Consider the following 26,142-nt stretch of genomic DNA (forward strand, 5'->3'; position numbering starts at 1 on the left):
GTGACCCGGGCCGGTCACCCGACATGGAGCCCGGCGCGGGTGGCCGTCAGGCGGGGTTCTCGCTCACGTTGCGCTGCACGGCGACCGGGGCCGCGGGCGTCGCCTCGGCGGCCGGTGCCGCCTCCTGCCGCCGACCGGCCGGGGAGCCGGCGGCGCCGCCCCGGTCGCGCAGACCGAACCAGATCAGGGCCACCGACACCAGGATCACCACGACCTGCACCTGCATGGCGAAGTGCACGCCGTCGAGCAGGTCGGAGCGGGCGGCCACCAGCGCCCCGAAGATCGGGATGCCGATGGTGACGGCGATCTGCTGGGACAGGGTGGCCAGACCGGTGGCCAGGCCCTGCTGCGAGTCGTCCAGGTGGGAGGTCACCGTGACCGTGTACGCGACGACGGAGGTGACGTGCCCGAAGTACATCAGGAACAGCGAGGGCACGATGATCATCAGGCCGGTGCTGGCCGTGGTGCCGGCGAGCAGCAGCGGCGCGGTGGTCAGCCCCTGCACCAGCAGGCCGATCGCGAGCACGTTGCGGTACCCGTACCGCCCGATCATGCGGCCGGCGATGACACCGGCGATGACCGCCACCAGACCCGGCACACCGAACACCAGGCCGGTGGTGAAGGGCGCGAGCTGGATCACGTCCTGCATGTACAGGGTGAGTCCGAAGTTGACCCCGCTGGCCATCACGAAGGTGACGATGCCGGCGTAGTTGCCCCACTTGATGTTGGGCCGGTTGAGCAGGGTCAGCGACACCAGCGGCGCCTTGGCCCTCAGCTCGACGAGCCAGAAGGCACCGATGAACAGCGCGCCGACGACGAAGGCGGGCCAGCTCTGCATGCTGACGCCGTAGACCAGGGCCAGCAGACCCGCGGTGACGGTGACCGCCCCCGGGACGTCCAGCTTGACGCCGGCCGGGCGGACGCTCTCCTTGATGACCATCGGGGTGAAGATCAGGATGGCCACCGCGACCGGCACGTTGATCCAGAAGGCCCAGCGCCAGTCCAGGACGCTGACCAGGCCACCGCCGACCAGCGCGCCGACGGTGAAGCCACCGGAGAGCAGGGCCCCGTTGAGGCCGAGCACCCGGGCGCGGGCCCGCTCGTCGGAGACGGTGGTGATCAGCAGGGCCATCGCCGCCGGGATGGCGATCGCGTTGGCGAAGCCCTGGAGGACGCGGGCGCCGAGCAGCATCGCGGCGTTGGTCGCGAAGCCGCCGAGCAGGGAGGCCACGGTCAGCAGGGCGATACCGACGAGGAAGAGCCGCCGGCGGCCGAACAGGTCCGCGACCCGGCCGAACAGCAGCGTGAAACCGGCCGCCGGCAGCGCGTACGCGCTGGCGACCCAGGGCAGGTCGGCCAGGCTCAGGCCGACGCCCTCGCCCATCCGGGGCAGTGCCACATTGAGAATGGAAAAGTCGACCGACAGCATGAACTGCGCGCCGAGCAGCACGAACAAGGCGAGCTTCTGTGCGGAGCTGAGCTGCTCCGACGTGCTCTTAATCTCCGCCATGCTGCCAAACAGTAGGCATCGACGGGCGCGGTACCCATCTCCTTGCCGTGCCTACCACTGGTAGTGACACCCTGCGCACCGGGTAACGCGGAATCCCCTTCCACGCTACCCGGTTCCGCCACACTTCGAGCGTGCTCTGTTCACCGGATGGACACGCCGATCCGTGGTGGGTGCGGTCGGGCCGGCCGCCCGGGACGGCACCCGGGCGGCCGGCGACGCTCAGTCGACCAGCACCCCGCACCCGACGGTGGTGATCGAGCCGGTGAGGCCGCTGGACAGGTCCGAGGCCAGGTACAGCGCGGTGCCGGCCACGTCGGCGAGGCTCACCGCCCGGCCCAGCAACGGGTTCGGCATGCCGGGCTTGGCGGCCAGCATGTCCTCCAGGGTCGCCCCGTTCGCCTCGGCGGCCCGCCGCCACGTCTGGCGGACGTACGAGCCGTGGGCGACGGTCTCCGGGATGGCGTCCGGGCGCAGGCAGACCACCCGGACGCCGAAGGGGCCCACCTCGCCGGCCAGTTCCCGGGTGAGCGACTCGATGCCGGCGCAGGCGACCCCGAACCCCCCGGAGGGCATCGGGGCCCGCGCGGCCGAGGTGGACAGGGTCACGATGACGCCGGACCGCTGCGCCACCATGACCCGGGCCGCCGCCGCGCTGGTGAGGAACTGCGTCCGCACGAAGGTGTCGAAGGGGGCGACGAAGTCCGCCAGGGCCAGGTCCCGCAGCGGGACCCCCTGCACGTGGTCCACCCCGACGGCGTTGAACGACACGTCGAGCCGGCCCGCCTCGCCGGTGACCAGCGCGAGGTGACCGTCGACGGCGGCCGGGTCGAGCGCGTCGACCTGGTGGGCGTACGCCCGGCCGCCCTCGGCGGTGATCTCCTTGGCGAGCATCTCGACCTTGTCCAGGGTGCGCCCGGCGAGATACACGGTGGCGCCCTCGCGGGCGAAGGCGCGCGACACCGCGCTGCCCAGCGCGCCCGCCGCGCCGTGGACGACCGCGACCCTGCTCTCCAACAGCATGTCTGATTCCCCTCGTCGTGGGCTGGCCCGGTGGTGCCGGGCCGGTTCGTCAGACCGACGGGCGACTCTCGGGGAAATATACATTTTTCCGTGATTCATCGTGCCGGACAGCCGGAATCCCCCCGGCCGCCGGGCCGTCGACCTCGGCGAGCCGGCCGCGCAGGTACCGGCGCTCCGCCTCGTTGCCCACCAGCTCCAGCGCCCGCCGGTACGCGGCGGCGGCCTCCCCCCGCCGGCCGAGCCGGCGCAGCAGGTCGGCGCGGACGGCCGGGACGAGGTGGTGCCCGGCCAGCTCCCCCGCCCGCTCCACCTGCGCCACCAGGGCCAGCCCCCGCTGCGGCCCGTACGCCATGCCGACCGCCACCGCCCGGTTGAGCCGGACCATCGGCGTGGGGGCCACCGCCGCCAGCTCCGCGTACAGGCCGGCGATCTGGGCCCAGTCGGTGGCGGCGGCGTCCGGCGCGGCGGCGTGACAGGCCAGGATGGCCGCCTGGATCTGGTACGGCCCGGGTCGGCCCCGCCGCAGCGCGCCCGCCAGCAGCCCGACGCCCTCGGCGATCCGGGCCCGGTCCCACCGGGTCCGGTCCTGCCGCTCCAGCGGCACCGGGTCGCCCCGGTGGTCCACCCGGGCCGGCCGGCGCGCGTCGTGCAGCAGCATCAGCGCGACCAGCCCCGCCGACTCCGGGTCGTCGGGCAGCAGCCGCAGCAGCAGTCGACCGAGCCGCAGCGCCTCCGCGCAGAGCGCGGGCCGGAGCAGGTCCGCGCCGGCCGTCGCCGCGTACCCCTCGGTGAAGAGCAGGTACAGCACGGTGCGGACGGCCGTGGCGCGGGCGGGCAGTTCGGCCGGCGGGGGCAGCTCGCAGCGCAGCCCGGCGGCGCGGACGGTACGCCGGGCCCGGACCAGCCGTTGGGCCAGGGTTCCCGGCGGGACCAGCAGGGCCCGGGCGATCTCCCCCGGGCCGAGCCCGACCACGGTACGCAGGGTGAGGGCGACCTGCGACGGCAGCGTCAACGCCGGATGGCAGCAGGTGAAGACGAGCCGGAGCTGTGCGTCGCCGACCGCCGGCGGCGGTGCCGGTTCCTCGTCGTACCCGGGCAGGGCGGCGGCCAGCTCGCGCAGCCGGACGGCCCGGGTGCGCTCCTGGCGCAGCCGGTCGACGGCCCGGTTGCGGGCCACGGTGGTCAGCCACGCCCCGGGCCGCCGGGGCACCCCCGCGCGTCGCCAGTGCTCCACGGCGGCGGCGAAGGCCTCCTGCACGCACTCCTCGGCCAGGTCCCGGTCCCGGGTGAACTCGACCAGGCTGCCGACGAGCTGGTGGTGGTCGTGGCGGAAGGCACCGGCCACGGCGGCGTCGGCGGCGAGGCTCAGCGGCTCCAGACCGGCCTCACCTCGATGGCGCCGAGCGCGGCGAACGGGTGCAGGGCGGCCAGCTCGGTCGCCTCGTCCAGGTCCGCGCAGTCGAGCAGGACGAACCCGCCCACCTGCTCGCGGGCCTCGATGAACGGGCCGTCGGTGACCAGGGTGTCGCCGGCCCGGCTGCGCACCGTCCGGGCGGCGTGCCCGGGGCGCAGCCGCTGGCCACCGACGAAGACGCCCCGACGGCGCACCTCGGCCAGCCAGCTCCGGTGCCGGGGGTGGTCGTCGATCTCCTGCGGGCTCAGCTCGGCCCCGTCGTCGTGAAAGATCAGCAGTGCGTACTCCACCGTCACCCTCCCCGGTCCGCGCAGTACAACGACGGGGTACGCGGGCCGGACGCGGTCGCCCGCCCTTTCACCGGATCGGGGTAATGCTCCTGATTGTCCTCACGCCGCAGGTCAGCCCGTGCTAAGGGCGGCACGCAGGGAGAAGCGCGGTGGCCACCGCTCCGACACGCTTGGCTCAATCCATGCCCGTCGAGGAGGCACGCCATGCGTCAGGGACAGGTCGCCGTCAACGGCGTCGACATCGCATACCGGGAGGTGGGCGAGGGGCCGCTGGCCCTGCTGGTCCACGGCTTCCCGTTCACCCCCGGCACCTACCGGTACCTGATGCCGGCGCTGGCCGAGGCCGGCTACCGCGCCGTGGCCCCGTGGACCCGGGGCTTCGCCCCCAGTTCGGTGCCGCCGCCCGGCCGTGAGCACCTGGCCGACCTGATCGGCGACGTCAACGCGCTGCACGAGGTGCTCGGCGGGGACGAGCGGGCGGTGCTGGTCGGGCACGACTTCGGAGCGGCGACCGCCTGGGGCGCGGTGGTGCAGGCGCCGCAGCGCTGGTCCCGGCTGGTCGCCTGCGACGTGCCGCCGTTCCAGTTCTTCGGCCCGCTGGTGCTCAACCCCCGGGGCATCGACGTGCAGACCCACTTCTGGTTCTTCCAGATGGCCGCCGCCGACGAGCTGGTCGCCGCCGACGACCTCGCCTTCCTGGAGTTCATGATCCGCAAGTACAGCCGGGAGGGTTACGACCTCACCGAGGACATGGCGGCGATCCGGGCCTCCCTGGGCACCCCGGAGAACCTGCGCGCCGCGCTGAACATCTACCGCACCAACTTCCCCGCCGCGACCTTCGGCAGCCCGCAGTGGGCGGCCGAGCAGGGCGCGCTGTGGGGGGCCCTGCCGAGCCAGCCGACGCTGAACATCTTCGGCGCGGAGGACGTCTCCTTCGGGATGACCGAGGAGACCCTCGCCGGGATCGTCGAGGCCCTGCCGAAGGGCTCGGCCGGCGCCCTGGTCCCCGACTCCCGGCACACCCCGCTCACCGAGCAGCCGGAGATCACCAACGCCCACATCCTGCGCTTCCTCGCCGACACGGCCTGAGCAGCGCCGGAACGCTCGGACACGCACGGCCCGGCCGGTCGGCAGGCGGAGCGCTCCCCGCCGGCCGACCACCCGCCGGGCGGGGCCGGAAACGACCCTCCAGAGAGAATCCGTTGGTACTCCCTCGATAGGTACCACTGCCAGTGTCAGGCATACTGAGACGCATGAATCCGCTGGGCGAGTTCCTCCGATCGCGGCGCGGTGTCATCCGCCCGCAGGACGCCGGGCTGGTCCGCTACGGCGAACGACGACGGGTCACCGGGCTGCGCCGGGAGGAGCTCGCCCAGCTCGCGGGGGTCAGCGTCTCCTACTACACCCGCCTGGAGCAGGGGCAGGCGCCCAACGTCTCCGACGAGGTGCTCGACGCCGTGGCGCGGGCCCTGCACCTCGACCCCGGCGAGCGGGCCCACCTGTTCGCGCTGGCCCGGCCGGGCCGCGCCGCGACCGAGCCCGCCGGGCGGGCCACCACCGCCCCGCCCGGCCTGCACCAGATGCTCGCGATGATGCCCGACGTGCCCGCCATGGTGCTCGGCGCGGCGACGGAGGTCTACGCCTGGAACCCGCTGGGCCACGCGCTGCTCGCCTGGCACCTGGACGAGGCGCCCAACATGAGCCGGGCGGTCTTCCTCGACCCGGTCACCCGCGCGCTGTACGCCGACTGGCCGGGCAAGGCCCGCTCCGTCGTGGCGTACCTGCGCCTGGCGGCCGGCCGGTACCGCGACGACCAGCGGGTCACCGGGCTGGTGGCGGAGTTGCGCGCCAGCAGTCCCGAGTTCGCCGCGATGTGGGCCGAGCACCCGGTCAGCACCTGCGAGACCATGACCTACGACATGGTCCACCCGGTGGTCGGTCCGCTGACGGTCAACCAGCACACCCTCCGGCTGGAGGAGACCCCGGACCTGATGCTCGTCACGTTCACCGTCGAGTCCGGCTCCCCCTCGGCGGCGGCCCTGCGGATGCTCGGCGGGATCCCCCGCCAGGCCGCCCCGGTGCGGTCGCCCGCCCCCCGGCGCAGCAGCGTCGCCGTCCGCTGAGCGACCCTCCAGCTCCCCCGCACCGCCCGGCGACGGCCGGTCCGGGGGCGGCGGCCGGCCCGCGCACACGTCGGCGGCGGCTGGTCCGTTACCGGGCGGGAGTCGCCCGGCCGGAAACCAGCCGCCGCGGGGTGGTGGGGCACGGCAGTGCCCCACCACGGCTACTGCGCGCCGGCCTCCGCCTGCTGCGCGGTGGCCGGGCCGTCGTGGCGTACCTGCCGGGTCTTGAACTTGTCGACGCCGGTCCACCAGTTCTCACCCGGGTTGGCGGCCTCGGCGGAGTCGTACTTGTCGTGGTGCCGCCACCAGTCCCAGGGGTGGGCCAGCTCCTCCTCCTGCCGCCCCAGGGGCGTCACGTCCAGGTAGTTGTAGGTGTTGATGAAGACCTCGCCGCCCCGGTCGAAGACGGAGCTGGCGTGGAAGATCTTGTCGTCCTCGCGGATGAAGGAGCTGACCGCGGGCAGCTCGCCCTTCTCCATCGACACGTTGAAGTCGTAGTTGAAGTCGCTGCCGAAGGACGACACCCACGGGATGTGGGACCAGCCCATCCGGGTCTTGAACGCCTCGATCTTCTCCAGCGGGGCACGGGCGATCATCACGAAGGACGTGTCCCGGGCGTGCATGTGGGACAGGTCCCCGACGTTGTCGGCCTGCATCGAGCAGCCGACGCAGCCCTCCTCCCACTTCGGGTCGAACATGAAGTGCCGGACGATCAACTGGCGACGCCCCTGGAACAGGTCCAGCAGCGTCACCTCGCCGGTCGGCGAGGTGAAGGTGTACGTCTTCTCGACGGGCACCACCGGCATGGCCCGGCGGGCGGCGCTGAGCCCGTCCCGTGCCCGGGTCACCGCCTTCTCCTGCTCGAGCAGCTTCTTCCGTTCGACGGTCCACTCCTCGCGCGAGACGATCCGCGGAAAGCTCATCGGTTCCTCCTCAGGGACAGCCGCCGGGCCCACTCGGCGGCCCGGTGACACTGCGACCCTGACATCGGCGGCGGGCGGCTGACTTCTCCGACCGTGCCCTCGTGCGGACCCCCGGTGACCCGACCGGCACGGAGCAGTCGCACGCTGCTCGGAGGCGGCACGGAGCAGTCTCACGCTGTCCCGGGGGCAGCACGGAGCAATCCGGAAGAGGCAGCGGGCGGGCGGGCTGTGACAGCCTCGATGGCGCCCGACCAGCACCATCCCGGCCGACCCCGCCACCCGGCGGCACCGTCGCGGCCGACACCGTTCCGGCCCACCGCACCCCTGGCCCCCGACCTGGTCGGCACCGCGCCCGTGTCGATCCGGTCGTCCGTTGAGGAGGACAAGTGTCCACGATCACCGACGTACCCACCCGTGAGGAACTGGTCCAGCGGGCCGCGGGACTGGTCCCGCTGATCCGCAAGCACGCCGCCTGGCAGGAGGAGAACCGCCGCCTGCACGACGAGACGGTGGCCGCCATCGAGGAGGCGGGCCTGTTCAAGCTGCGTACCCCGCGCCGGTACGGCGGCTACGAGGTGGACACCCGTACCCTCGTGGCGATCGCCGCCGAGCTGGGCCGGGGTGACGGCAGCACCGCCTGGACGACCTCGGTGCTGTGGATCCCCACCTGGCTCGCCGGGCTCTTCCCCGACGCGGCCCAGGACGAGGTCTTCGCCACCCCCAACGCCCGGGTGTGCGGCACCAACAGCCCCAGCGGCACGGCGGTGCCGGCCGAGGGCGGCATCGTCGTCAACGGGAGCTGGCGGTTCATCAGCGGCGCCCACCACGCCCAGTGGCAGGAGGTCGCGGCGATCCTGCTGCGTCCGGACGCCGAGCCGGAGCCGATCATGGCGCTGGTGCCGATGGGCAGCATGAAGATCGTGGACGACTGGTACACCACCGGGCTGACCGCCACCGGCAGCGTGACCACCCTCGCCCGGGACGTCTTCGTGCCCGCCAGCCACATCATCCCGATGAGCGCGGCGATGATCCCGCAGGGCCTGTCGGAGAGCAACGCCGCCTCCCCGCTCTGGCGGACGCCGGCCTCGCTGAACGCGGCGGCCTCGGGGGTGGGCGCGGCGGTGGGCGTCGCGAAGGCGGCCCGCGACGAGTTCCTCGGCCGGCTCCCCGGCCGGAAGATCACCTACACCGAGTACGAGAACCAGAGCGAGGCGCCGATCACCCACCACCAGGTCGGTACCGCCCTGATGAAGATCGAGCAGGCCGAGTTCCACGCGTACCACGCCGCCGACCTGGTCGACGCCAAGGCCGCCAGCAGCGCGGAGTGGACGCTGGAGGAGCGGGCCCGGGTCCGGGCCGACCAGGGCTGGGCGACCCGGCTGGCCAAGGAGGCGGTGGACATCTTCGCCTCGGCCAGCGGTGGCAGCTCGATCTACCGGGACGAGCCGATCCAGCGGATCGCCCGGGACGTCAACGCGATGAGCCTGCACGGCCTGATCAACCCCGACACCAACACCGAGCTGTACGGCCGGATCGTCTGCGGCCTGGGCCCGAACACCCTCTACATCTGACCGCCCCGACCGACGAGCCGCCCGGTGCCCCCCGCCGGGCGGCTCGTCCCTGTCCGGTGCGGGTCGGCGGTGTCTCCCGTACCCCGGTGGACCCCGCGTGGTGGCGACCCCGGCCGGGCCGGGACAGGCCGCGAGCCCGCGTCGGTGCCGGGGTTCCGGCGGGGACGCGGGCTCGCGGGCGTGCGGCGGGTGGGGCGTGCGGGTCAGACCCCGGAGGAGGTCGGCGTCCGGTGGGGGGTGGCGGTCGCGGCCGGCACCCGGCGGGATACGACGAAGCCGAAGACGGCGGCCGTGAAGAACATGACGAAGCCGTAGGTCACCGAGGGCATTGCCATCGTGGTGTTGTTGAGCAGGGTCGGGCTCATCCCGATCGTGATGGCCAGGCTGGCGTTGTGCAGGCCGATCTCGAACGCCGAGGCGATCGACTCCCGCTCGCCGATCCGCAGCACGCGCGGCCCGTAGTAGCCGATCGCCATGCTGATCAGGTTGAACGCCACGACCGCGAGGATGATCTCGCCGAGGATGTCGAAGACCTCGCCGCCGAGGCCGGCGATGACGCTGGAGATCATCATGATCAGGACGACCACCGACAGCACCTTCACCGCCCGCTCCAGGCGGATGGCGGTGGCGGTGAACCGGGCCCGGACGGCCATGCCGATGGCGATCGGGACCAGGACCATGGCGAAGACCTGGATCACCTTGTCGAACTGGAGACCGAGCGAGCTGTCCGAGCCCAGGAAGCCGGCCACCGACAGGTTCACGATCACCGGGAGGGTGAACATCGCCAGCACCGAGTTGACCGCGGTCAGCGAGATGTTGAGCGCCAGGTCCCCCTTGAACAGGTGACTGTAGAGGCTGGCGGTGCTGCCGCCGGGCGAGGCGGCCAGCAGCATCATCCCGACCGCCAACTCGGGCCGCAGGTTGAGCCCCACCACCAGGCCCAGGCAGATCGCCGGCAGGATCAGCATCTGGCTGACCAGGCAGACCACCATCGCCTTGGGGTACTTCACCACCCGGCGGAAGTCTTCGAGGGTCAGGGTCAGGCCGAGACCGAGCATGACGATGCCCACCGCGACGGGGAACAGTACCAGGATTGCGTCGTTACTCACGATCTCCGCCCTTCAATCGGTATGAGATCCATGAGCGTCACACCACGCCACGCGCCAGACTTCTCGGATCGTGCCCTTTCTCCGCCGCTTTTTCGACCACTCTCACCCTGGTCGAATCCCCACCGGACAGATTCGCACCGGGCACCACCTGGGCCGCATTCCGAAACCATTCGGGAAACCGCTGAAGAAAACCCTCCACGGGCGAATCACGCCGGACCGCCCGGGGCCGGCCAGCCCGGATGAAGCCCGGCCCGGCCCGGACAAATTCCCCACCGACGCCACACCACCGGGGCCGCCGGAGGAAAGGAGAGGTCGCGTGGCGCGCCCGGGTGGCTCAGCCGGGTCGGTGCGCCGACCGCCAGCCCTGCTGTCGCAGCCGTTCGATCCCGTCGAGCAGCAGGTCCAGCGCGAACTCGAACTCGAACTGGTCGTCGCAGCCCTGGCCCACCACCGACCCGTCGTCGTGGGACGCCGCCGTGGCGATCTCCGCGAGGTGCGGGAACCGGGCCGCCGCCTCCGGCGGCAGGCCCGCTGCCGGCTCCGGCTCGGTCGCGCCGGAGCGGCCGGCCTGCCGGGAGGCGTCGAACAGTTCCTGGCTGAAGCCCAGGATCCGGCTGCCCAGCGCGTGCATCACGTGGTGGGCGAGGTCGGCGGAGAGCCCACCGGCCCGCAACGTCCCGACCATCGAGTCGAGGTAGGCCAGGACGGCCGGCGTGGCCATGTTCCGCGACTCGATCGCCAGCGGCGCCCAGAGGTGACGCCGCAGCACCTGCCGCGCCGAGAGGATGCGCCGCCGGAGCGTCTGCTGCCAGTCGGCGCCGGGTACCAGCGGCTCGATCTCGCCGACGATGACGTCGATCATGCCGTCGAGCAGTTCGTCCTTGTTGGCCACGTGCTTGTAGAGGGCCATCGGCACGACGCCCAACTCCTGGGCGAGGTTGCGCATGCTGAGCGACTCGATGCCGGCCTCGTCGGCGAGCGCGACGGCGGCGCGCAGGATCCGGTCCCTGCTCAGCGGCGTCCGGCGCAGCGTCCCAGCCTGCTCAGCCATTTCGTCCTCGTCTTCCAGGGGCGGTTGCCACCCTAACCGCCTTGACAGGTGTACGGCGTACACCTATCGTTTCGTTTCATCAGGTGTACGCCGTACACCACCAGGGAGCGGAGGCGGAGATGAAGGCGATCGTCCAGGACCGGTACGGTCCGCCCGAGGCGCTCACCCTCGCGGAGGTCGACACCCCGGTACCGGGCCCCGACGAGGTGCTCGTCCGGGTCGAGGCCGCCGCGCTCAACGCGTACGACTGGCACATCGTGCGGGGCGACCCCCGGATGTCCCGGTTGTCCTTCGGCCGGTCGCGGCCCCGGGCGCGCATCCGGGGCCGCGACTTCGCCGGCCGGGTCGAGGCGGTCGGCGCCCACGTCCGGGAGGTACGCCCCGGCGACGCCGTCTTCGGCGACCTCGGCGACGCCAACGGCGCGTTCGCCGAGTACGTCCGCGTCCCCGCGACCCTGGTCGCGCCGCAGCCGGCGAACCTGACGTCACAGCAGGCCGCCGCCCTGCCGCTGGCCGGCGTCACCGCGCTCATGGGGCTGTCCGACGTCGGGCAGGTCCAGCCCGGCCAGCGCGTCCTCGTCAACGGCGCGTCCGGCGGCGTCGGCACCCTGGCCGTCCAACTGGCCACCGCGCTCGGGGCGACCGTGACCGGGGTGTGCAGCACCCGCAACGTCGACCTGGTCCGCTCCCTCGGCGTCGACCACGTCGTCGACTACACCCGCGGCGACTTCACCCGCGACGGTCGCCGCCACGACCTCGTGTTCGACCTGGTCGGCAACCGCTCACTCACCGCGCTGCGGCGGGCGCTGACCCCGACCGGGACGCTGGTGCTCTCCGGCGGCGGCGTGTACGGGGGCGGCAGTCTCCTCGGGCCGGTCTGGCTCCTCGCGCGCGGGCAGGTGCTGGCGCCCCTCGTCCGGCAGCGCATCGTCGCCCTCGCCACGACGCCCAGCCGGCAGCACCTCGACACGCTCCGCGCCCACGCCGAGGCCGGCCGCCTCACCCCGGTCATCGACCGGACCTACCCGCTCCACGAGGTGCCCCAGGCGCTGCGGTACCTCGAAGGCGAGCACGCCCGCGCGAAGGTCGTCATCACCATCTGACCCGCGCCCTTTCCCACCGGGGCCCTCCGGTGTCAACAATTCAGTCATCCATACGATTCTCGGCGCGCCACGAGATGAATCATTTTCCTTCATTCCCGGCGTCGTGACACCACCTGACAACGACTCGGCGATCCTGCCTGATCAGGGCCCACGAGCCGGGGTCCGCCGACTCCGGCCCCCTTGCCGTACATGGGAATCCCGGCATAGCGACAGTTCCGGTTCCGCGGCTTCCGCCCGCTATTGTCCTTACCCCCGGCACGCGCCAAGCACCGAATCTTATCTATCGACGGCGATCCGGATATCGTGGTGATTCCACAGAGGAGAGAGAGGTGCGCCATGCCGTTGTCGACGGCGGATTTCGCGGCACTCGGGGACACCCCGATCACGGTCCAATCGACGGCTTTCCCGAATGTGTACCTCCGCTTGTACGGCGCGGAGGTGACCAGTTCCACCAACTCCGGCGGCGGAACTGTCAACTGCCAGTACGGCGTCGGCCCCTACGAGAAGTACCGGCTCCGCGCCCAGCCGGACGGACTGTTCTCCTTCGAGTCGGCGACCTTCCCGAACGTGTTCCTGCGCGCAGACGGTACCGGGGTGACCGTCACCGGGCCCGGCGGCGGGACGGTCAACTGCCAGTACGGCGCGGGGCCCTACGAGAAGTACAAGCTCCGCGCCCAGGCGGACGGATCGTTCTCCTTCGAGTTGGCGACCTTCCCGAACGTGTACCTGCGCCTGGTCGCGCACGGGGTGACGGCCTTCACCGACCCCGGCAGCGGGATCGTCAACTGCCAGTTCAACGCCAACGGCGGGGGCCACGAGAAGTTCTTCCTCAACGTGGCCTCCTGACGCCGTCCGTAGTCGACACCGAAATCCGCCACAAATAATCAGCCCACGCACGACCACCGGGCGAGACAATTGTCGGCTCCCCTGTCGCGGCCTCCACCGCCGTTTTCACGATCTGTGGCCGGGTGACTGGATCGCGTCCCAGCCAGTCACCTCGCACTGGCCGTGATCGTTGTTGCCGGTGGCGACAACAGTTCCGTCCACGCGTAGCCCGAGCGTGTGGGTGGAGCCCGCCGCCACCGCGACGATCCCGCGCCAGTCGACGACGCCGCACTGGCCGAGGTCGTTGCTGCCCACGGCGACGACCCGGCCAGCCGCGGTGACGCCGACGGTGTGGTAGCTGCCCGCCGCCACGGCCACGACGTCCCGCCAGGCACCGACGTCACAGGCACCCGTCGACCGGTCCCCGACCGCGAGGACGCGTCCGTCGTCGGTGAGACCGACCGTGTGGAGGTACCCGGCAGCGACGGCGGCGATGTCGCGCCACGTGTCGACCGCGCACTGCCCACGGCGACCGCGACCCCGGCCAGTTCCAGAAGGCGGCGCAGACGCCTTACCGGCTCGGCTCGCGCTCCCGGCAGTCAGCGGGCGACCAGGTGGCGACCAGGTCGAGGCTCGTCACGACCAGCGTTCCGGCGAGGCAGGCGATCTCGTGTCGGCACCCGTGGTCGTGCGGAAGCACCTCGTCCAGCAACACGTCCCCGAGCTGGGCCACGGCCAGCCCCTGGCCGGCGGGCTCGATCGTCAGAGTCCGCACGTCGCGGTAGCGGATCGTCAGGTCTTCCTCGTGTTTCCAGCAGTTGTGCCGCAGGTGCACCTCGACCCAGCGGCTTCCGCCCGTCCCACCGGACGTCAGCCGCTCGGGCGTGAGGTCCTTGACGCACCGCCGGCTGAAAGAGTCGTAGTGCGCGGGGTCCGTGGCGAACCCGCGCGCCCCTTCCGGCAGCGGGTCCGCCACAGACGGCAACTGCCGCAGGTACGCCTCGGGGTCCAGCCGCGCACAAGTCCACGTAAGAGCGCCTGGCGCCGAATACTCTTGAGACCAACCGTGACTGCTCGGTCACCCTGTCTACCTTCGACCCGCACTTGAGTGGAGCGGACCGCCGCCCGGCCCGCCACGTCATGACGGCTCGTGTGGACGCTGGCGGGTCGGGCGGCGGTCCGCTCGGTTCGCCCAGTCCGTCGACGAGTGCGCCTGTCCTTGAAATCGGCCCGCGTCGAAGGTGACCCGCTCTACGCCGCTGGTGACCCGCTCTACGCCGCTCACGTGTCGATCCTGGTCCTCGGACTGCGCCGGGGTTAGGTCCTGGGCATGCGCTGCGTCGATGTCGACCTGGCTCCGGTGGGCTGGCGGTGCCTACCAGCTCCAGCGGATCCGCCGGCACCTCTTGCGCGGGGAGACCAAGACCAAGTCGTCGGACGTGGCCCTCCCCTGCCGGCCATCTGCGTCACCGCTCTCCGCTCGCGCCGCGAAGATCAGCGGCGGCGCCGCGACTACGCCGGGCGGGCCTGGCAGGACAGCGACCTAGTCTTCACCACTTGTTCGACCTGCTGCACAAGATCGAAAAAGGCCGTCTCCGACGGGCGGAAACGGCCTTTGAACTGGGTGGAGCTGAGGGGATTTGAACCCCTGACCCCCTCGATGCGAACGAGGTGCGCTACCGGTCTGCGCCACAGCCCCTCCGCCGGCGTGCCGGCGTCGGCCCCGTCCGGAACACACCGGGCGGGCCGGCGACAAGGCTATCAGCCCGGCCACCCCCGGCGCGAATCCACCCCGCCGCACCGCCCTGACCAGTGGACCTTGGAAGAAAACGGCCCTTCGAGGGGCCGAAATCTTCCAAGGTCACCTGCGGGAGGTACGGGGAGCGAGGGGAGGTCGCTGGAGGTGGTCGGCGACCTGGTGGTCCCATCGGCGGGGCAGCTCGACAGGACGGCCGGGTGGATACCGTCGCCGGCCGGAAGGGGCGGCGCGCCCGCCGGGCCGGGCGTCCCGGTCAGGCGGAGTGGGGGGTGTTGCGGCCGGACTGGTACGGACGGCCCCGCAGCCCGCCCGCGCGGCGGTACGAGACCGAGGCGCCGCCGCTGGCCACGGCGGGCAGGTCGGCGGGGCGGTCCAGGCCCATCGCGGCGCGGCGTACCCCTTCGCGTTGGGCGGCCAGGCGGCGCTGGGCCTCCCGGCGGGCCGCTGCCCGGCGGGCCTGCTCCCGGCGCACCTCGGCCTGCCGGGCGGCCAGCCAGGCGGCCTCGCGGGCCTGCTCCCGCCGCCGGCGGCGGTCGGCGACCGCCCGGCTGCGCAGGTGGAAGACGTACGCCACGAGCAGGGTGCCGGTGACCGAGAAGCTGATCCAGAAGCCCGGGCCGACCACGACCACGCCGATCAGCTCGACGACGTTGAGCAGCAGCAGGGCGGCCAGGACCCGGCGACGCCGGTAGATCGCCGGGGTGTGGCGGCGGGCCGGCGGACGGCGACGGGCGCGCTTGGGCGCGGGCGGTACGGCGCGCAGCCGCTTCGCCCGCCGGGCCGCGCCCCGGCGCCCGGCCGCGCCCGGTGGCGCCGGGGAGACCGGTGCGGCGGCCCCCGCCCCAGCGGCCCCACCAGCACCGTGAGCGCCGGCACCGCCGCCAGCGCCAGCCGAGGGGGCGGTGAGGCCACCCGTGGCCGGATCAGGGCTGAGGGTGACGACCAGGGTGCGGGACGTGTTGACGGGCAGCCGGCCGGGGACAGTACGACGCCGTCGGCGGCGCTGGAGCACCCGCGCCGTCGACTGCGCCCGCTCCGCCACCAGCCGCTCGGTGGCGTCGTACCGACGAACCAGCGCCGGGGCGAGGGCGAGCAGACCGGCGGCGGCGAGGACGGCGAGGAGCACCGAGGTCGGCACCCTCACCCCTCCCGTCACCAGTGTCGGGACAACCGCCTACCGGCCGCAGGATCTTCCACCGGCCACCTCCGGTACTGAAGATCCTGCGGGCTTTCCGCGCCTGCCGCAGCTTGCAGTTACCTGAGGTTACGGGCCGCCGACCAGGAAGTTTGCGCAACGCGCCGAGCAGGCAGGCCCGGCGACGGGACTCACAGTTCAGGCTTCGCCGGCCTGGACGCGGTGCCAGCGGGCCAGCAGGCCGCCTTCGAGGGCGACCTCCTCGCTGGTCATGGCGTATCCGATGTGGTCGCGCCAGGCACCGTCGATGTGCATGTACCGCACGTGGTACGACTCTTCGCGGAAGCCCAGTTTCTCGACCACGCGGCGGGAAGGCTTGTTCTCCGGGCGGATGTTGACCTCGACCCGGTGGAGTCCGCCTGGGCCGAAAGCATGATCCACAGCGAGCGCCAGGGCGGTCGGGATCACACCGCGACCGGCCACCCGGGAGTCCACCCAGTACCCGACGTACCCGGAGCAGAACGCCCGGCGCACGATGCTGCCCACGTTGAGGTGGCCGACGAGCCGTTCCTCGCCGTCCTCCCGCAGGCAGACGGCGAACGGCAGGCCCTCGCCGCTGTTGGCCGAGCGGCGCTGGTCGCGGTACACCCAGCGGAACGCCGACGGCGAGTTCAGCTCGTCCCAACCGCCCGGCAGGGCCGACTCCCAGGGGGCGAGCCAGGACCGGTTCGCCCGGCGCACCTGGGACCAGGCCGTCGCGTCCGAGCGCCGGTACGGCCGGAGCACCACCGGACCGTCCATCAGCACCACCGGCCAGCCCGGAGGCCGCCTGAACCAGCTCACAGAGCCAACCCTCCGCTCGTACCAGCAGAACTCAACGGCGGCGGTCCAGCAGGAGGACGTCCACGGTGGAGCCGGCGGCGGCCGTGGTCACCCGCTCACCGAGCACCAGCAGGCCGTTCGCCTCGGCCAACCCGGACAGTGTGTACGGGCCGCCGCTGAGCGGTTGCACAGTGTACCCACCGCCTCGGCGCTCGGCGACGTGGGCCGGCCGGAACTCGCGCAGCCCGCCCGGCGAGGTGATGGTCTCCAGCAGGTGGGCCCGGACGCTGGGCCGGAAGACGGGTTCCGCCCCGGCCAGCAGGTTGATCGCCGGGCGGGCCAGCACCTCGAAGCCGATCAGTGCGGCGCCGGGCTCACCGGGCAGGCAGACCACCGGCACCTCCTCCGCGCCGACGGTGCCGAAGCCCAGGGCCGCGCCGGGGTAGAGCGCCACGTCGGTGAAGGTGACCGGCCCGGCCCGCCCGCCCTCCCGCCGGGACAGGATGCGCCGCACCATGTCCCCGGGGCCGGTGCCGGTCCCCCCGGTGGTGATGATCAGGTCGGCCCGCAGGGTCTGGTCCTCCAGCAGGCCGCGCAGCCCCTCCGGGTCGTCGTCGCAGATGCCCACCCGGTACGCCAGCGCGCCGGCCTCGGCCGCGGCGGCGGTGAGCGCGTGCGAGTTGGCGTCGACCACCTGGCCGGGCTGGCTGCCCCGGCCCACGTCGACGAGTTCGTCGCCGGTGGCCACCACGACCACCCGGGGGCTGGGCCGCACCACCACGTGCCCGATGCCGGTGGCGGCCAGCACCGCGACCAGGGCCGGCGAGACGTACGTGCCGGCGCGGGCGAGCAGCGTGCCGGCCGGCAACTCCTCCCCGGCGCGGCGCAGCCCGTAGCCGCGCTTGGGCACCCGGTAGATCTCCACCGCGGCCATGCCCTGGTCGGTCCACTCGACGGGCACCACCACGTCGGCGGCGATGGGCAGCGGCGCGCCGGCCGCCACCGAGAAGCAGGCCCCGGGGGTCAGCCGGACCGGTCGCCAACTCGCCGCGCCGAGGTCACCGACCACGTTGAGTCGCACGGTGCGGTTCTGCGGGTTGCGGGAACCGGCCGGGGCGTAGCCGCCGCCCCGGCCGGAACCGACGAGGTCCTCCCAGCGCGCCGCGTACCCGTCCACCGCCGCCTGGTCGAACGCCGGGTACGCGTGCGGAGTGATCACGTCCTCGGCGAGGACGTTGCCGTACGCCTGGGTGAGGTCGAGGTCGAGCGGAGGCAGCGCACGTAACCTGCGCAGCACACTGCCCAGGTATTCGGCGAGCGGCGTCAACTCGTTTTCGGCCGCCTCGGCGTCGGCCGTCGCGGTCATGTACTAGGTCCACCCGACGCGTCGGAGTTGACGAACTCGGCCAGCCACTTGCGGAACTCGCCGCCGAGATCCTCGCGCTCGGCGGCGATCTGCACCACTGTCTGGAGGTACCCCAGCGGCATCCCGGTGTCGTAGCGGGTGCCCCGGTAGACGATCGCGTGCACCGGCGTGCCCTCGTTGCGCAGCAGCTCCATCGCGTCGGTGAGCTGGATCTCCCCGCCGCTGCCCGGCTCGGTCCGCCTGATCGCGTCGAAGATCCTCCCCGGCAGCACGTACCGGCCGAGGACGGCGAGGTTGCTCGGCGCCTCCTCCGGCTTCGGCTTCTCCACCATGCCGGTGACCTTGACGACCTCGCCGATGTCGGTCAGCTCCGCCTCGGCGGGCTCCACCGAGGCGATCCCGTACCGCTTGGTCTCGGCCGGGTCGACCTCGAAGAAGGCGAGCACCACCCCACCGGTACGGGCCTGCAGCTCCAACATGGCCGGCAGCAGCGGCTCGTCCGGCTTGACGAACTCGTCGCCGAGCAGCACCGCGAAGGGCTGGTCACCGACGTGCGACTCGGCGTACCCGACGGCGTGCCCGAGGCCGAGCTGCTCCGGCTGCCGGCAGGTGTAGATCTCGGCCAGCTCGCTCGGGCGCTTCACGGCGGCCAGCCGCTCGGCGTCGCCCTTGGCCTCCAGGCGCGCCTCCAGGTCGGGGCGACGGTCGAAGTGGTCGACCATCGATGTCTTGCCCCGGCCGGTGATCAGCAGCACGTCGGCGAGGCCGGCCTGGGCCGCCTCCTCGACGATGTACTGCAACACCGGTCGGTCGATCACCGGCAGCAGCTCCTTGGGCACCGCCTTCGTGGCGGGCAGGAACCGGGTGGCGAGGCCGGCGGCCGGGATGACGGCCTTGACCGCGCGTTGGCGGCCGGTGGGAGGGGTCGCCGTTGAGGGGTTCGCTGAGTGCTCCGACATGTCGCGAGACTATCGGCCACGGCCCTGCCGCGGCGGGTGTGGCCCGGAAGACGCGCCGCCCGGCGCACCGGCGCGCGGGAGCCCGTCGGCGGGGGTGACCGCCCGGACCGCGACGGGGATCTCCTTGCGGGTGGGCCGGGCCGGCGGCTCGGCCACCCGGTACGTGTCCCGACCGGCCGCCTTGGCCGCGTAGAGGGCGCTGTCGGCGGCGTCGAGGACCTGCTGCCCGACGGTGGCGTGGTCCGGGTAGACGGCGATGCCGACGGAGACGGTGACCGGCACCGGGACCGTGACACCGGTGTTCGTGCCGACGAGGATCGGGCTGTCCCGGACCACCGCGCCGAGCCGCTCGGCGACGATCGCCGCGCCCCGCGCGTCGGTCTCCGGCAGCAGCAGGACGAACTCCTCCCCGCCCTGCCGGAAGGCGAGGTCGACCTCGCGGATCTCGCCGCGCAGCCGGCGGGCGAACTCGGCCAGCACCGCGTCCCCGGCCGCGTGCCCGTACGTGTCGTTGACCACCTTGAACCGGTCCAGGTCGAGGGCGAGGACGCTGAGCATCCGGCCGAACCGGTTGGCCCGTTCCACCTCCCGGCGCAGCGACTCGCGCAGGTACCGGTAGTTCCACAGCCCGGTGAGCGGGTCGGTCAGCGAGAGCCGTTGCGCCTCCTCGTGGATCCGGACGTTGTCCACCGCCACCGCGGCGTGGCCGGCGAAGGTGCCCAGGGTGGCGAGGTCGTCGTCGTCGAACTCGTCGCCGCCGTGCCGGTCGTAGAGGACCAGCACGCCGATGGCCGCCCCGCCGCCGGCCGCCGCGCCGGACCCGGGGGCCTCCGTCGGGTCCGGGTCCGGGTCCGGGTCGGTCGTGGCGGCGTCGGGGACGGTGAACGGCACCGCGACGTACGTGGCGCAGCGCGGCTCGCCGGACCCCACCGGGGCGGCCGGGTCGGCCCGGCCCCGCCGGGGCTCGCCGGTGGCCGCGACCGCCCCGACCACCCCGTGGCCGACGGGTACCCGCAGCATCGCCGGGCCGGCCGGGTCGTCGTCCGGCCACCGCCCGGCCAGCCCCTCGGCACACCGGCCGACCAGGGTGCCGGAGGTGTCCAGCAGCAGCACCGCGCCGGCCCGCGCGCCGGTCGCCACGATCGCGCTGTGCAGGATCACCCGCAGGATGCGCTGCAGGTCGTGGGTGCTGGCCAGGGTGTCGCCGAGCACCGCCAGGTGACTGCGGAGCTGGTCCCGGCTGGTGGTCAGGGCCTGCACGTAGCAGTCGGTCTCCCGGGTCATCCGGTTGAAGGCGGTGGCCAGCCGGCCGATCTCGTCCTGGCTGCGCACCGGCACCCGGGCGGTCAGGTCGCCCCGGGCGACCCGGTCCGCCGCGCCGGCCAACTCCACCAGGGGCCGGGTGGTCACCCGGGCCAACCGTCCGGCGGCCAGCACCGCCAGCAGCCCGGCGAGCAGCACGGCGGCGACCAGCGCCGGGTACAGGCCGGTCGGTCGGTCGCTGGGCACCGAGAGCAGCAGCGGCAACGGCTGCCCCGGGGCGGGGCCGACCCGCCGCAGGTACCGGCCGTCGACCTCGGTGACCCGGTCCGGCGCGGTGGCCGGGCGTGGCCGGTCGGTGACGGCCGTGGCGTCGGCGGGGCCGGCCGGATCGTCGAGCAGGTCCACGGCGGCCCCGGTCACCGCGGCCAGCCGGGCCACCAGCGCCGCGTCGACCTGCCAGGCGGCGGCGACCGTACCCAGCGCGACGCCGGCCGGGTCGCGCAGGTCGACCCGGGCGGACAGGGCCCGGACCGGGCCGCCGCCGGTCGGCGCGGCGGTGCAGTCCCACCAGGGCGTCGTCGGTGCGCCGGGGGTGGTGTAGGTGACCCGGCCGGTGGCGTCGGTGACCTGCACGGCGGCGGCCAGCCCTCGGCTGACCACCTGGTCGGCGGCGCCGGGGCGGGCCGTCTCGGCGGTGAGGGCGACCGCGTCGGCCGCCGCGCGTAGTTGCTGGCAGAGCGCGTCCACCGAGGTACGCACGGCGGCGGCGGCCACCGCGAGCCGTTCGGCCGAGCGGCTCCGGTCGACCGCGACCACGGCCGAACCGACCAGGAACGCGCCCAGCAGGACCGGGCCGAGCACCACCGCCAGAAAGGCTGCGGTGAGCCGCCCGCGTAACGTCACGCTTCCCCCCGACAGTTCCGCGCCCGATGCTGCGATGCTGACACAGAGCCACCGCTAGACAAACGTTGCGTCAGGAGTGTTGCGTGCCTGATTTTTCTGATGAAGCGGAAGTGACCGCTGAGACGAAACGGCACACCCGGGTCGGCCTGCTCGCCCACCGCCGGGCGCTCACCGCCGGGCAGCGGGCCGCCGCCGCCGGGCGCGTGGTGGCCGCGCTGACCGACCTGGTACGCCGGCTGCGCCCCCGGCGGCTGGCCGGGTACGTGCCGGTGGGCTCCGAACCTGGCGGGCCGGACCTGCCGGCGGCGCTCCGGGCCGCCCTGCCGCCCTCGGCGGACCTGCTGCTGCCGGTGCTCCGGCCGGACCTGGACCTGGACTGGGCGGTGTACGACGGCGTGCTCGTCGCGGCGGGGCGGGGGATGCGGGAGCCCGCCGGGCCCCGGCTCGGGGTGACCGCCATCGCCGGGGCGGACCTGGTGGTGGTGCCGGCGCTCGCGGTGGACCGCCGGGGCCTGCGGCTGGGCCGGGGCGGCGGCTCGTACGACCGGGCGCTGGCCCGGGTGCCGGCGACCGTGCCGACCGTGGCGCTGCTGCACGACGGGGAACTGGTCGGGTCGTTGCCGGCGCAGCCGCACGACCGGCCGGTCCGGGCGGTGGTCACCCCGGCCTCAGGCGTGATCGAGCTGTCCCCCGGGCCGGATGTCGGTCCCGGCACTTCCGCTGGACGAACCCGGGTCCGATGACGCACCATTGGCACTCGAATACGTCGAGTGCCAATCGGCCGTCGGAGATCCGGAGGGGACCGTGCCCACGTACCAGTACGCCTGCACCGCGTGCGGCAACCAACTCGAGGCGGTGCAGTCCTTCGCCGACGAGCCGTTGACCGAGTGCCCGGCGTGCGAGGGCCGGCTGCGCAAGGTGTTCAACTCCGTCGGGGTGGTGTTCAAGGGGTCCGGTTTCTACCGCACCGACTCCCGCACCTCGGGGTCGGAGGGCAAGAGCGGCGGATCCGGCAAGTCCGGCGCCGACTCCTCGTCGACCAGCTCCACCGGCTCCTCGTCGGGGTCGGCCAGCTCGTCGTCGGGTTCCTCGTCCGGGTCGGGCACCGGCTCGTCGGGCGGCTCGACCAGCGGCGGCGCGACGAAGACCCCGGCCGCCAGCAGCTCCAGCTCGTCCTGACCGCGCGGCGGGGCGGGTCAGTCCCAGTGCGGCGGGCGCTCGGCGAGCAGCCGGTCGTCGTTGCCGCCGCTGTGCTCGCCCCACCCCCGGTCGGTGTCGTCGGCCGTCTGCTCGGGCAGCACGACGAAGTCCTCGCCGAAGTCGACGGTCCGGTCGTCGTCCCCGCGTACCCCGGGATGCACAGCGCTCACGAGGGGCAAGGATAGCCGGCCACCACCCTGACGGGCGGGGACGTTGGTAGCGTCGACCGGCGTGACGACGCCCAGTGGTGCCAGCCCCGAGGACGACTACTGGCGACGCCCGCCGGCGACGCCGGACGGAACGCCCGGCTCGGGCCCGCCGGCCGGGCCGACAGCCGGCGGTTCACCCCGGCCCGGCACCGGCCCCGTCGGGTACGCCGGTCCCCCGCCGACGGTCGCGCCGCCGCCGGGCTGGCGTCCCCCGCTGCACCTGCAACCCGCGCCGCCGCGCCACCTGCCGCCGCAGGACATGGCCGGCCTGGACAGCGCCGAGCAGCGGGCCCAGCGGATCACCTACGGCGTCGGCGCGGTGGCCGGGGTGGTGCTGCTGGTCCTGCTCGGCCTGCTCTGCTCCCGGCTGGTCTTCTGAACCCGACGGGTGTGGCGCCCGGGGCGGGGACAGTCCCCGCTCAGCCTGTCGAACTGCCCGCATGAACGGGGCACGCCGCGTCGACCAGCCGCCGGTCCCACCAACGGGGCAGCTCGACAGGCTGTCGCACCGACGCCCCCGGTCCGACCGGAGCCCCGGCGGGACCGGCGGGGCCGCAGCGCCCCGTCTAGAAGGTGTCCTGCCAGAGCGTCTCCGCGCCGGTGTGCCCGGCCCGGACGGTGTAGATCAGCACCGGGATCGACAGCACCACCACCAGCACCGACAGCACCCGGCCGACCCACGACGGCAGCTTCGCCACCTTCCGGCTGCGGCTGTTGACCACCAGCAGGGCCAGGGTCACCAGGGACAGCGCCACGGTGAACCGGAACAGCATGTCGCCCTGCAACGAGTGGTGGTAGATCCCGTCGAGGGCCTCCTGCTGGTAGCCCTTGTCGATCAGCGCGGTCTGGAGCGCCTCACCGGACTGGGTGGAGACGAACGCCACCACCGGGGCGCCCAGCGCGCTGAGCGCCACCGCCCAGTCCAGCTTGGGCCGCCACGTGGGGCGGAGGACGTAGACGGCGGCGAGCACCGCGAGCAGCGGTATGAGGGTCACGGCCGCGTGGACGACGAGCGCGTGCAACGGCAGGCCCAGGAATTCCCTGAACACCGACACCTCCGGCGGTGGGATGCGGTCGTGGGCAGCCAGCGTAGCCCTCGCGGGCCGACTGCCCTGTCATCGCCGTACACGCAGCCGACGCCGGTCCGGTTCAACCACGTTCACCCCGGTCCATGCCTGTGGCCGGGGACACCCCTCCTGACCGGCCGCTTGTCGCCCTGGCCACCGCGTGCTGTGATGGATTCATGTCCGGCGGTGAGGATCTGCTCCGGTCGAGGGGCCTGCGGGTCACCCGGCCGCGCCTCGCCGTGCTCGACATCCTCGCCTCCGGCGGCCACCTGGAGGTCGACGAGATCACCCGCCGGGTCCGCGAACGGCTCGACTCCGTCTCCACCCAGGCCGTGTACGACATCCTCGGCGCGTTCTCCCGGGCCGGGCTGTCCCGCCGGATCGAACCGGCCGGCAGTCCCGCCCGGTACGAGGCGCGGGTCGGCGACAACCACCACCACGTGGTGTGCCGGGGCTGCGGCGAGATCGCCGACGTCGACTGCGCCACCGGCAGCGCGCCCTGCCTCGACCCGAGCAGTTCGCACGGCTTCGAGGTCGACGAGGCGGAGGTGACCTTCTGGGGTCTCTGCCCGGGCTGCCAGGCCCGCCGCCGCGCCGACCACTGACCCGGCCCGGGAGGCGCGCGCCGGGCACCGTGGCACTCTTGGTCGGGTGGATGACTCCGAGGACGTCGGCCTGTTCGGTCCGGGATCGGTCACGTGGAAGGTGCACGAGGAACCGGTCCTGATGGTCGCCGGCCTGCGCTCGCTCTACCTTCAGGCGTTGCACCCCCGGGCGATGGCCGGGGTGGCGCAGAACAGCAACTACCGGACGGACGCGTGGGGCCGGCTGATGCGGACCTCCACGTACGTGGCGACCACCCTCTTCGGCACCACCGCCGAGGCGGAGGCGGCCGGCCGCCGGATCCGGGCCCGGCACGCCCGGATGCGGGCCCGTGACCCGGTCACCGGCGCGCAGTTCCGGGTGGACGAGCCCGACCTGCTGCGCTGGGTGCACGTCACCGAGGTCGAGTCGTTCGTCACCACCGCCCGCCGGGCCGGGCTGGCGCTGACCGACGCCGAGGTCGACCGGTACTACACCGAGCAGCGGCGGGTCGCCGCCCTGATCGGGTTGGACCCGGCGACCGTGCCCGGCACCGCCGAGGAGGTCGAGCGGTACTACCGCGACGTCCGCCCCGAGCTGCGGATGACCCGGGAGGCGGCCGAGACGGCGCTGTTCCTCACCGTGCCGCCGATCCCGTGGAAGGTCAGCCTGCCGCTGCGGATCGGGCTGAACCTGGGCCCGCCCCGCTGGGCGTACCTGGGCCTCGCCGGCACCGCGGTCAGCCTGCTGCCCGCCTGGGCCCGCCGGCTGTACGGCGGGCTGGGGCTGCCCACCACCGCCCTTTCGGCCGACGTGAGCGTCCGGGCCCTGCGGCTGGCGCTGCGCGCCCTGCCGCAGCACCTGCTGATCGGGCCGATCCAGATGGCCGGCCGGGAGCGGGCGGCCCGCCTCACCGCCGCCGCCTGAGCCGTCCCCAGCCCGGCGACGATCGGCTCCCGCGCGCCTCGCACCCGGCCGTGCGGGCTACTCCGGGGCCGGTCGGGTGGGCGGTGCGGTGAGGGTGTTCTCCATCGCCGCCCACGGCTCCCGGCCGGCGACCTGCGACCCGGCCGGGCAGGACCGTCGGTAGTCGCACCAGCCGCAGCGCTGGCTGGGCGTGGTGGGGAAGGCGTCGTCGGGGTCGCTGCCGTCGGCCACCGCCCGTTCGGCGGCCATGATGTCCCGGGCGGTGTCCTCGGCGCGGGCGACCTGCCGGGCCAGCGACTCGGGGGTGTGGTCGTGACCGGCGACCGTGCCGGTGGGCAGGTGGTGCAGCTCCACCCGGTGGCACGGGCGACGGAACACCCGCTGCGCCGCGTACGCGTAGAGGGCGAGCGCCTGGGAGCCCCGGGCGTCGTCGGCGTCCAGCCCGGACCGGCCGGTCTTGTAGTCGACGATGGCCAGCTCCGGGCCGGCCTCACCGGTGCGGGCGTCGATCCGGTCGGCGCGGCCGTTGAAGGCCAGCACCGAGGTCTTCACCGCCACCACCCGCTCCACGCCCAGCGGCTCCACCCCGGGCTCCAGCGTGTCGACGTAGGACTCCAGCCAGCCCAGCGCCTGCCGGAAGGCGGCCCGCTCCTGCTCGTCGTCGCGGTACCCGTCGCCGACCCAGGTGCCCTTGAGCAGCCCGGCCAGCGCCTCGGGTCGCCGCCGGTCGGCGGGCAGGGCGTACCAGTTCTTCAGGGCGGTGTGCACGCTGCTGCCGAGCGAGTTGTGCGCCCAGGGCGGGCCCTTCGGCGGGGCCGGCCGGTCGACGTAGGCGTAGCGGTACCGCCGGGGGCAGTCCGCGTACGCGCCGAGTTTGCTCGGTGTGCAGACGAAGAGGCGCTCCGGCATGCCGTCGAAGCCGAGCTGCTCGGGCTGTCCGGCGCGGGGGCGGGGGGCCCGGCCGCCGGCGGCCGGGCGGGGCGTCGGAGAGGATCGTCGCACCCCTGTGAT

At 73.5% G+C, this 26,142-nt stretch carries 27 protein-coding genes, 1 tRNA gene and 1 pseudogene; 10 read left to right on the plus strand and 19 right to left on the minus strand.

Annotated elements, in window-relative coordinates; translation table 11 throughout:
* Positions 1 to 46 precede the first annotated feature (46 nt).
* The 4 genes from ACQUFX_RS20970 to ACQUFX_RS20985 all read right to left on the minus strand — a co-directional run bounded on the left by ACQUFX_RS20970 (position 47) and on the right by ACQUFX_RS20985 (position 4,234).
* A complete protein-coding gene (locus ACQUFX_RS20970) occupies positions 47 to 1,510 on the minus strand; it encodes an MFS transporter (protein ID WP_428962039.1) in 1,464 nt (487 codons plus the stop codon).
* A gap of 219 nt (positions 1,511 to 1,729) precedes the next feature.
* Positions 1,730 to 2,530 (minus strand): SDR family NAD(P)-dependent oxidoreductase, encoded by an 801-nt coding sequence (locus tag ACQUFX_RS20975; protein ID WP_428962040.1) that lies wholly within the window; start codon positions 2,528 to 2,530, stop codon positions 1,730 to 1,732.
* A gap of 49 nt (positions 2,531 to 2,579) precedes the next feature.
* The gene (locus tag ACQUFX_RS20980; RefSeq protein ID WP_428962041.1) at positions 2,580 to 3,875 is read right to left on the minus strand and encodes an RNA polymerase sigma factor; all 1,296 of its coding nucleotides are present in this window, start codon (positions 3,873 to 3,875) and stop codon (positions 2,580 to 2,582) included.
* A 20-nt stretch (positions 3,876 to 3,895) separates the two neighbouring features.
* A complete protein-coding gene (locus ACQUFX_RS20985; protein WP_428962042.1) occupies positions 3,896 to 4,234 on the minus strand; it encodes a YciI family protein in 339 nt (112 codons plus the stop codon).
* 204 nt (positions 4,235 to 4,438) lie between these two features.
* On the opposite strand from ACQUFX_RS20985, the gene ACQUFX_RS20990 reads away from it, so the two are divergent.
* Entirely contained in the window at positions 4,439 to 5,323 is an 885-nt protein-coding gene (locus ACQUFX_RS20990; RefSeq protein WP_428962043.1) for an alpha/beta fold hydrolase, read from the plus strand.
* 164 nt (positions 5,324 to 5,487) lie between these two features.
* Positions 5,488 to 6,357, plus strand: a complete 870-nt coding sequence (locus tag ACQUFX_RS20995; RefSeq protein ID WP_428962044.1) for a helix-turn-helix transcriptional regulator — start codon at positions 5,488 to 5,490, stop codon at positions 6,355 to 6,357.
* Positions 6,358 to 6,518: 161 nt separating this feature from the next.
* Here the strand turns inward: ACQUFX_RS20995 and ACQUFX_RS21000 are convergent, their stop codons facing one another.
* The gene (locus tag ACQUFX_RS21000) at positions 6,519 to 7,280 is read right to left on the minus strand and encodes a DUF899 domain-containing protein (protein WP_428962045.1); all 762 of its coding nucleotides are present in this window, start codon (positions 7,278 to 7,280) and stop codon (positions 6,519 to 6,521) included.
* A gap of 386 nt (positions 7,281 to 7,666) precedes the next feature.
* Here ACQUFX_RS21000 and ACQUFX_RS21005 point away from each other — a divergent pair, with 386 nt between their 5' ends.
* Positions 7,667 to 8,851: an acyl-CoA dehydrogenase family protein gene (locus tag ACQUFX_RS21005; RefSeq protein WP_428962046.1), complete on the plus strand. Its 1,185-nt coding sequence runs from the start codon at positions 7,667 to 7,669 to the stop codon at positions 8,849 to 8,851.
* Positions 8,852 to 9,054: 203 nt separating this feature from the next.
* Here the strand turns inward: ACQUFX_RS21005 and ACQUFX_RS21010 are convergent, their stop codons facing one another.
* Together ACQUFX_RS21010 and ACQUFX_RS21015 are read right to left on the minus strand one after the other, a co-directional pair.
* The gene (locus ACQUFX_RS21010) at positions 9,055 to 9,960 is read right to left on the minus strand and encodes a bile acid:sodium symporter family protein (protein WP_428962047.1); all 906 of its coding nucleotides are present in this window, start codon (positions 9,958 to 9,960) and stop codon (positions 9,055 to 9,057) included.
* Positions 9,961 to 10,294: 334 nt separating this feature from the next.
* Positions 10,295 to 11,011, minus strand: coding sequence for a TetR/AcrR family transcriptional regulator (locus tag ACQUFX_RS21015; protein WP_428962048.1), 717 nt, complete (start codon positions 11,009 to 11,011; stop codon positions 10,295 to 10,297).
* Between the two features lie 119 nt (positions 11,012 to 11,130).
* Here ACQUFX_RS21015 and ACQUFX_RS21020 point away from each other — a divergent pair, with 119 nt between their 5' ends.
* On the plus strand, positions 11,131 to 12,114 hold the full coding sequence (locus ACQUFX_RS21020) for an NAD(P)-dependent alcohol dehydrogenase (RefSeq protein WP_428962049.1): 984 nt from the start codon (positions 11,131 to 11,133) through the stop codon (positions 12,112 to 12,114).
* A 438-nt stretch (positions 12,115 to 12,552) separates the two neighbouring features.
* Positions 12,553 to 12,960, plus strand: a complete 408-nt coding sequence (locus ACQUFX_RS21025) for a hypothetical protein (protein WP_428962050.1) — start codon at positions 12,553 to 12,555, stop codon at positions 12,958 to 12,960.
* A 105-nt stretch (positions 12,961 to 13,065) separates the two neighbouring features.
* Here the strand turns inward: ACQUFX_RS21025 and ACQUFX_RS21030 are convergent, their stop codons facing one another.
* From ACQUFX_RS21030 to ACQUFX_RS21070, 9 genes and pseudogenes are all read right to left on the minus strand, one after another.
* A complete protein-coding gene (locus ACQUFX_RS21030) occupies positions 13,066 to 13,311 on the minus strand; it encodes a hypothetical protein (protein ID WP_428962051.1) in 246 nt (81 codons plus the stop codon).
* A 57-nt stretch (positions 13,312 to 13,368) separates the two neighbouring features.
* Positions 13,369 to 13,542 (minus strand): annotated as a pseudogene (locus ACQUFX_RS21035) (RCC1-like domain-containing protein); the annotation flags it as partial.
* A complete protein-coding gene (locus tag ACQUFX_RS21040; protein ID WP_428962052.1) occupies positions 13,511 to 13,924 on the minus strand; it encodes a hypothetical protein in 414 nt (137 codons plus the stop codon). The pseudogene ACQUFX_RS21035 and the gene ACQUFX_RS21040, both read right to left, overlap by 32 nt.
* Positions 13,925 to 14,564: 640 nt before the next feature.
* A tRNA-Ala gene (locus tag ACQUFX_RS21045) sits at positions 14,565 to 14,638 on the minus strand.
* 313 nt (positions 14,639 to 14,951) lie between these two features.
* Positions 14,952 to 15,842 (minus strand): divisome protein SepX/GlpR, encoded by an 891-nt coding sequence (sepX, locus tag ACQUFX_RS21050; RefSeq protein ID WP_428962053.1) that lies wholly within the window; start codon positions 15,840 to 15,842, stop codon positions 14,952 to 14,954.
* Positions 15,843 to 16,031: 189 nt separating this feature from the next.
* Positions 16,032 to 16,634: a GNAT family N-acetyltransferase gene (locus ACQUFX_RS21055; RefSeq protein ID WP_428967024.1), complete on the minus strand. Its 603-nt coding sequence runs from the start codon at positions 16,632 to 16,634 to the stop codon at positions 16,032 to 16,034.
* A 73-nt stretch (positions 16,635 to 16,707) separates the two neighbouring features.
* The gene (locus ACQUFX_RS21060; RefSeq protein ID WP_428962054.1) at positions 16,708 to 18,021 is read right to left on the minus strand and encodes a molybdopterin molybdotransferase MoeA; all 1,314 of its coding nucleotides are present in this window, start codon (positions 18,019 to 18,021) and stop codon (positions 16,708 to 16,710) included.
* Positions 18,018 to 18,980 (minus strand): UTP--glucose-1-phosphate uridylyltransferase, encoded by a 963-nt coding sequence (locus tag ACQUFX_RS21065; protein WP_428962055.1) that lies wholly within the window; start codon positions 18,978 to 18,980, stop codon positions 18,018 to 18,020. The genes ACQUFX_RS21060 and ACQUFX_RS21065 overlap by 4 nt, the downstream gene beginning before the upstream one ends.
* 9 nt (positions 18,981 to 18,989) lie before the next feature.
* Positions 18,990 to 21,146 carry a GGDEF domain-containing protein gene (locus tag ACQUFX_RS21070; protein ID WP_428962056.1) on the minus strand — a complete coding sequence of 719 codons (2,157 nt, stop codon included), beginning with the start codon at positions 21,144 to 21,146 and terminating at the stop codon, positions 18,990 to 18,992.
* A gap of 83 nt (positions 21,147 to 21,229) precedes the next feature.
* Between ACQUFX_RS21070 and ACQUFX_RS21075 the strand changes: the two genes are divergently transcribed.
* Positions 21,230 to 21,889, plus strand: a complete 660-nt coding sequence (locus ACQUFX_RS21075; protein WP_428962057.1) for a 5-formyltetrahydrofolate cyclo-ligase — start codon at positions 21,230 to 21,232, stop codon at positions 21,887 to 21,889.
* A gap of 61 nt (positions 21,890 to 21,950) precedes the next feature.
* Positions 21,951 to 22,325 (plus strand): FmdB family zinc ribbon protein, encoded by a 375-nt coding sequence (locus tag ACQUFX_RS21080; RefSeq protein WP_428962058.1) that lies wholly within the window; start codon positions 21,951 to 21,953, stop codon positions 22,323 to 22,325.
* Positions 22,326 to 22,342: 17 nt separating this feature from the next.
* Here ACQUFX_RS21080 and ACQUFX_RS21085 read toward each other — a convergent pair whose 3' ends face one another.
* Positions 22,343 to 22,516, minus strand: coding sequence for a hypothetical protein (locus ACQUFX_RS21085; RefSeq protein WP_169807049.1), 174 nt, complete (start codon positions 22,514 to 22,516; stop codon positions 22,343 to 22,345).
* 61 nt (positions 22,517 to 22,577) lie between these two features.
* Here ACQUFX_RS21085 and ACQUFX_RS21090 point away from each other — a divergent pair, with 61 nt between their 5' ends.
* Positions 22,578 to 22,934 (plus strand): hypothetical protein, encoded by a 357-nt coding sequence (locus ACQUFX_RS21090; RefSeq protein WP_428962059.1) that lies wholly within the window; start codon positions 22,578 to 22,580, stop codon positions 22,932 to 22,934.
* A 187-nt stretch (positions 22,935 to 23,121) separates the two neighbouring features.
* Here ACQUFX_RS21090 and ACQUFX_RS21095 read toward each other — a convergent pair whose 3' ends face one another.
* A complete protein-coding gene (locus ACQUFX_RS21095) occupies positions 23,122 to 23,604 on the minus strand; it encodes a DUF2231 domain-containing protein (protein WP_428962060.1) in 483 nt (160 codons plus the stop codon).
* A 194-nt stretch (positions 23,605 to 23,798) separates the two neighbouring features.
* Here ACQUFX_RS21095 and ACQUFX_RS21100 point away from each other — a divergent pair, with 194 nt between their 5' ends.
* Positions 23,799 to 24,227, plus strand: coding sequence for a Fur family transcriptional regulator (locus ACQUFX_RS21100; RefSeq protein ID WP_428962061.1), 429 nt, complete (start codon positions 23,799 to 23,801; stop codon positions 24,225 to 24,227).
* Positions 24,228 to 24,273: 46 nt separating this feature from the next.
* The gene (locus ACQUFX_RS21105) at positions 24,274 to 25,131 is read left to right on the plus strand and encodes an oxygenase MpaB family protein (protein ID WP_428962062.1); all 858 of its coding nucleotides are present in this window, start codon (positions 24,274 to 24,276) and stop codon (positions 25,129 to 25,131) included.
* Between the two features lie 57 nt (positions 25,132 to 25,188).
* Here the strand turns inward: ACQUFX_RS21105 and ACQUFX_RS21110 are convergent, their stop codons facing one another.
* Entirely contained in the window at positions 25,189 to 26,133 is a 945-nt protein-coding gene (locus ACQUFX_RS21110) for a RecB family exonuclease (RefSeq protein ID WP_428962063.1), read from the minus strand.
* Positions 26,134 to 26,142 lie beyond the last annotated feature (9 nt).

Source organism: Micromonospora fluostatini (assembly GCF_050410825.1).
In the GTDB taxonomy this organism is placed as follows: Bacteria; Actinomycetota; Actinomycetes; order Mycobacteriales; family Micromonosporaceae; genus Micromonospora; species Micromonospora rosaria.

Excerpts from the sequence above, each read along its gene's own strand:
- ACQUFX_RS20970 (WP_428962039.1), bottom strand. The coding sequence starts at position 1,510 with ATGGCGGAGATTAAGAGCACGTCGGAGCAGCTCAGCTCCGCACAGAAG.
- ACQUFX_RS21065 (WP_428962055.1), bottom strand. The coding sequence starts at position 18,980 with ATGTCGGAGCACTCAGCGAACCCCTCAACGGCGACCCCTCCCACCGGC.
- ACQUFX_RS20975 (WP_428962040.1), bottom strand. The coding sequence starts at position 2,530 with ATGCTGTTGGAGAGCAGGGTCGCGGTCGTCCACGGCGCGGCGGGCGCG.
- ACQUFX_RS20995 (WP_428962044.1), top strand. The coding sequence starts at position 5,488 with ATGAATCCGCTGGGCGAGTTCCTCCGATCGCGGCGCGGTGTCATCCGC.
- ACQUFX_RS21015 (WP_428962048.1), bottom strand. The coding sequence starts at position 11,011 with ATGGCTGAGCAGGCTGGGACGCTGCGCCGGACGCCGCTGAGCAGGGAC.
- ACQUFX_RS21000 (WP_428962045.1), bottom strand. The coding sequence starts at position 7,280 with ATGAGCTTTCCGCGGATCGTCTCGCGCGAGGAGTGGACCGTCGAACGG.
- ACQUFX_RS21060 (WP_428962054.1), bottom strand. The coding sequence starts at position 18,021 with ATGACCGCGACGGCCGACGCCGAGGCGGCCGAAAACGAGTTGACGCCG.
- ACQUFX_RS21055 (WP_428967024.1), bottom strand. The coding sequence starts at position 16,634 with ATGGACGGTCCGGTGGTGCTCCGGCCGTACCGGCGCTCGGACGCGACG.
- ACQUFX_RS21020 (WP_428962049.1), top strand. The coding sequence starts at position 11,131 with ATGAAGGCGATCGTCCAGGACCGGTACGGTCCGCCCGAGGCGCTCACC.
- ACQUFX_RS20990 (WP_428962043.1), top strand. The coding sequence starts at position 4,439 with ATGCGTCAGGGACAGGTCGCCGTCAACGGCGTCGACATCGCATACCGG.
- ACQUFX_RS21100 (WP_428962061.1), top strand. The coding sequence starts at position 23,799 with ATGTCCGGCGGTGAGGATCTGCTCCGGTCGAGGGGCCTGCGGGTCACC.